Source organism: Leifsonia sp. HAY1-4F (assembly GCF_056755275.1).
Genome location: NZ_JBNDHX010000581.1, coordinates 1 through 239, shown reverse-complemented (window position 1 = coordinate 239; position 239 = coordinate 1). Strand labels below are relative to the sequence as shown.

Annotated in this window: 1 pseudogene; it reads right to left on the bottom strand. The window is 68.2% G+C overall.

Annotated features, from left to right (window positions below):
- Window positions 1-239, bottom strand: a pseudogene (locus tag ACPYOG_RS20570) (alpha-xylosidase); the annotation flags it as partial.

Sequence of the window (239 nt, the reverse complement as noted above, 5' to 3'; positions counted from 1 at the left end):
GCCAGAGGCCGTACGACCAGGCCGGGACGGACGCCGGCCGGCCGGTGAGGGCGGTGTCCCGCTCCAGGATCTCCTTCGGCGTCGGGCCGTAGATCAGGAAGTACTCCAGGCTCCCCCCCGGCACCGAGAACTGCACGCGCTCGACGGCCTCCGACCCGATCTCGTACGAGACGGGACCGGGATGGTTGACCAGCACGCCGTATCCACGGTTCGTCAGGTAGAAGGGGACGTTCTTGTAC